The 1,016-nt window shown below is 44.9% G+C and carries 1 protein-coding gene; it reads left to right on the plus strand.

The features are described from left to right. Positions 1-1,016, plus strand: a 1,016-nt coding sequence (locus tag KQA_RS21075; RefSeq protein WP_198283139.1) for a beta strand repeat-containing protein, incomplete at both ends; no start/stop codon positions are given.

A 1,016-nucleotide genomic window follows, 5' to 3' on the forward strand; every position in this document is an offset into this window, starting at 1 on the left:
CAGGTGTTACTGGATTAACAGGTGTTACTGGACTTACTGGTGTAACTGGATTAACAGGTGTACTGGACTCACTGGTGTAACAGGATTAACAGGCGTTACTGGACTTACTGGTGTAACTGGATTAACAGGCGTTACTGGACTTACTGGTGTAACTGGATTAACAGGCGTTACAGGACTTACTGGCGTAACTGGACTTACTGGTGTAACAGGGCTTACCGGTGTTACTGGACTCACTGGTGTAACTGGATTAACAGGTGTTACTGGACTTACCGGTGTTACTGGATTAACAGGTGTTACTGGACTTACTGGTGTAACTGGATTAACAGGTGTTACTGGACTTACCGGTGTAACTGGATTAACAGGTGTTACTGGACTTACCGGTGTTACTGGATTAACAGGTGTTACTGGACTTACTGGTGTAACTGGATTAACAGGCGTTACAGGACTTACTGGTGTAACAGGGCTTACTGGTGTAACAGGGCTTACCGGTGTTACTGGACTCACTGGTGTAACTGGATTAACAGGTGTTACTGGACTTACTGGTGTAACTGGATTAACAGGCGTTACTGGACTTACTGGTGTTACTGGATTAACAGGCGTTACTGGATTAACAGGTGTAACAGGATTAACAGGCGTTACCGGACTTACTGGTGTAACTGGATTAACAGGTGTTACTGGACTTACTGGTGTAACTGGATTAACAGGTGTTACTGGACTTACTGGTGTAACTGGATTAACAGGTGTAACAGGATTAACAGGTGTAACAGGATTAACAGGCGTTACAGGACTTACTGGTGTGACTGGATTAACAGGTGTAACTGGATTAACAGGCGTTACTGGACTCACTGGCGTAACTGGATTAACAGGTGTAACAGGATTAACAGGCGTTACTGGACTTACTGGTGTGACTGGATTAACAGGTGTTACTGGGCTTACTGGCGTTACTGGATTAACAGGTGTAACAGGATTAACAGGCGTTACTGGACTTACCGGTGTGACTGGATTAACAGGTGTGA

This window comes from Aquimarina agarilytica ZC1 (assembly GCF_000255455.1).
Classification (GTDB): Bacteria; Bacteroidota; Bacteroidia; order Flavobacteriales; family Flavobacteriaceae; genus Aquimarina; species Aquimarina agarilytica.